General features: G+C 65.5%; 1 protein-coding gene. It reads right to left on the reverse strand.

Annotated elements, in window-relative coordinates; translation table 11 throughout:
* The coding region (locus J4E53_RS30045) for a non-ribosomal peptide synthetase (protein ID WP_207268277.1) at positions 1-4,048 on the reverse strand (4,048 nt) is incomplete at both ends.

Genomic DNA, 4,048 nt, shown 5'->3' on the forward strand with positions numbered 1-4,048 from the left:
AATGCCCTTGATCGACATGTCGAAGAAGAACCCGGCATTCAGGGCCACGGTGGCTGGTCTTGGGCAATGCTGGTGGGTGGTGCGGGTCAGCACTTGCCAGAAGTTGAACACCGAGCGGTGCTCGACCATCACGCCCTTGGACTGGCCGGTGGAGCCGGAGGTGTAGATCACATAGGCCAGGTGCTCGGGCGTCAGGCCGGGCACTTGCGGGTTGGCATCAAAAGCAGCGTCATTCGCCGATCGCAGCGAATCGCTCGTGTCGAGCAAGAACCGCGGCAGCTCGCCGGACGGCAAGGTGAGCGCCGATTGGGTCAACAGTGCCCGAGGCTGACTGTCCTGCAGCATGAACGCCATGCGCTCGGCCGGATGGGCCGGATCGATGGGCACGTAGGCCGCGCCAGCCTTGAGCACGCCCAACAGGCCGACGATCATGTCCAGGCTGCGTTCGGCACAGATTGCTACGCGCTGATCGGGTTCGACGCCCAGTTCGAGCAACTGCCGAGCCAGGTGGTTGGCGCGACGGTTGAGCTGGCGGTAGGTCAGTTGTTGGTTTTCGCAGACCAGGGCCACGGCGTCGGGGTTGGCCTGGACCTGTGCTTCGAACAGGTGCTGGATCGGTTGCGCTGTGCCGAAATCCGTGGCGGTGTGGTTGAAGTCCGCCAGCAGCAATTGCCGCTCGGTGTCGGGGAGCACGTCCAGATCGCTGGCGAGGCGCTCGGGGGCTAGTTCAAGGGCTTCGACCAGCGCGGCCACTGCCTGGGCGAGGTAGGCGGCGATGCGTTGCGGGTCGATGCCGGTGATGGATTGGGCGGTCACGGAGAAGTCGTCCCCTTCATCCGCCACGGCCACTTCGATCGGGTAGTTGGTGCGCGCTTCGTTGCTCAGGAACCGCACGCCGTCCCAGGCCAGGACCTGGTCTTCGTTGGCCAGCGAGCCGCCGTCGGTCTGGTGGCGGTAGTTGAGCAGCGTGGTGAACAGCGGCAGGCCCGCGCCAACACCGCTGCAACGTTGGGCCAGGGCCAGGGAGGCCTGTTCGTGGGCGAGCAGTTCGCTGAGGTCGCGATAGGTTTCGTCCACCAGCGCACTGGCGCTGAACCCGGCCAGTTGCACCCGGACCGGCAAGGTGTTGATGAACACCCCAAGGGCTCGATCGGCGCCCAGTGAACCTTGCAGGCGTCCGGCGACCACGCTGCCGAACACCACGTCGTCGCGGCCGGTGCAGCGCGCGAGCACCTGGGCCCAGGCAATATGAAACAGCACGGCCGGCGTCACCCCGGCCAGGCGCGATTGAGCGCGGATCCGCAGGTTCAGGGCCCGGTCGAGGCGCACGCTGGTCTCCACCACCTGGGCACCGTCGCCCTGGACATCCAGCACACCGAACGGAGCGGTGGGCTCCTCGATGCTGGCCAGGCGTCGGGTGAAATAGGCTTCATGGGCCTGGGGCGGCGTGGCGAGTACCTGGGCGACAAACTCCCGATAAGGCATGGGCGTCGGCAGATTGGCGCCCTGGCCTTGCATCAACAGCTGGATTTCTTCGAGGACGATGCCCAGGGACACGTGGTCGCTGATCATGTGGTGGTCCAGCAGGGCCAGCCACCAGCGTTCGGACTGCGGGTCCTGGGCGATGCAGGCGCGCATCAAGGGGGCCTGTTGCAAATCCAGGCGCAGGTGGCGCGGATCGCTCAAGCGCTCCAGTTGGACGCGTGGATCCTCATCGGCCGCCAGGGTGATGGGATGGATCGGCAGCCCGGCCTGGCGCTGCACCACTTGGACCGCTTGCGGCTGTCCTACCCAATGCACGGCACTGCGCAGGATGTCGTGGCGGTCGATCACCTGTTGCAGGGCGGCGATGAAGGCATCGAGGCGCTGGCGATCGTCGAACTCGATCATCGAGCGCACCAGATAGGCGTCGCCTTCGTGCCCCAGCAGATGATGGAACAGGATGCCCTGTTGCAAGGGGGCCAGGGGGTAGATGTCCTGGATGTTCGCGGCACCGCCAGGTACAGCGCTGACGATTCGTTCCAACTGCGCCGGAGTCAGTTCCACCAGGGGCAACATGTCTGGTGTCAGTGCCGTGCAATCGGCCGGGATACGATTGGCCGGGGCCAGGAACAAGGCTTCATCGCTGCGACTCAGGGCCTGGGCCATTTCCCGCAGGCTGGGTGCGGTGAACACGGTGCGCACCGTGGCGCTCAGGCCATGCTGGCGCAGGCGATCGATCAGGCTCACGGCCAGCAGCGAATGCCCGCCGAGTTCGAAGAAGCGGTCATGGCGGCCGACTTTCTCGATGCCCAGCAGGTCTTGCCAGACCGTCGCGACGATCTGTTCGATCTCGCCCCGTGGGGCCTCGTAGGCTCGGCTGGCGAACGCTTCCTGGCCCGGTGCGGGCAGGGCGCGGCGGTCGAGCTTGCCGTTGGGCGTCAGTGGCAGGGCCTCGAGTTGAACGAAGGCGCTGGGCACCATGTATTCGGGCAGAGCCGCCAGCAAGACGCTGCGCAAGTGCTCCACCGGCACCGGTTCACCGCACAGGTAAGCGATCAGCCGCTTGCTGTCCGATTGGCCGGGTTGGCTTTCCTGGGCCACCACCACCGCTTCACGTACACCGGCACAGCCCGCGAGGACGGCTTCGATCTCGCCCAGTTCTACACGGAAACCGCGGATTTTCACCTGGTCGTCGTTGCGTCCCAGATACTGCAGGGTGCCGTCTGCCAACCAGCGGCCGAGGTCGCCGGTCTTGTACAGGCGCGCATCCGGGTCGGTGCTGAACGGGTCGCCGATGAAGCGCTCGGCCGTCAACGCCTGGCGGTTGAGGTAACCGCGCGCGACCCCGACGCCGCCAATGTGGATCTCGCCGGCGACCCCGAGCGGGACGAGGTTGCCGTTGGCATCGAGGACATGCAGTTGGGCGTTGCGCACCGGTTTGCCGATGGAGCGGAAATCGTCGTGGTCGCTTTCCATCAGGCGGATCGAGGCATTCACGGTGGCCTCGGTCGGGCCGTAGGCGTTGAACAGCGCCGGGCGATGGCCGGCGCGGGCGAACCATTGGCTCACGGCCTGTTTGCCCACCGCTTCGCCACCGATCATGAACTGGCGCAACGAAGTCGGCAGCGGCACATGTTGGTCGCGGCTGACCTGTTGCCAGAACACCGTTGGCAGGTTCGCAACGCTGATCCCATGGTGTTCGCACAGCGAGGCGAAGGCCGCGGTGCCGGCAATCCAGGCATCGCTGCGCAGTACCAGGGTGGCGCCGGAGAGCAATGCACCAAAAATCTCCTCCACCGACATGTCGAACGTCATGGTGGCGAATTGCAGGATGCGATCACGAGGGTTGAGGCCATAGCGCTCTTGCAGGGCACCGATCTGGTTGCACACCGAGCGGTGTTCGAGCATCACCCCTTTCGGTTTGCCTGTGGAGCCGGAGGTGTACATGACGTAGGCCAGGTGCCGGGAGGTCAAGCCTTCGACCCGTGGGTTGTGATCATCGCCTTCGCTCGTGTCGTCCAGCAACAGCTGCGTAATCTGCAATGGTGGCAGTTGTTCAGCCAGCAGACCCTGGCTGAGCAGGACCCGAGGCGAGCTGTCGCTGAGCATGTGCTGCAAGCGATCCTGCGGATAATTCGGGTCCAGCGGCACATAGGCACCGCCGGCCTTGAGGATGGCCAGGATGCCAATGATCATCTCGGGGCTGCGTTCCACCAGCAGCGCCACACGCTCATCCGGGCGCAGGCCGGCGGCGATCAAGCGGTGGGCGATACGGTTGGCCCGGGCATTGAGTTCGGCGTAGCTGAGTCGGGTGCCCTCGGCCTGGACCGCGATGGCCTGTGGTTGGGCCTGGGCATGCTGTTCGAACCACTCATGCACCAGCCTGCCCTCGGGGAAGGGGGCATGGGTCTGGTTGAAACCGCCGAGCAGTTGCCGGCGCTGGGCATTGTCCAGCAACGGCAGGGTCGTCAGCGGTTGCGTCGCATCGTCGAGCAGGGCGTCGAGCAGGTGCAGCAGGTGCTGGCCCCAACGGGCGATGGTGCTTTCGTCGAACAGGTCGGTGGCA

It is taken from the genome of Pseudomonas sp. FW305-28, from assembly GCF_017351395.1.
Lineage (GTDB): Bacteria > Pseudomonadota > Gammaproteobacteria > Pseudomonadales > Pseudomonadaceae > Aquipseudomonas > Aquipseudomonas fluorescens_AA.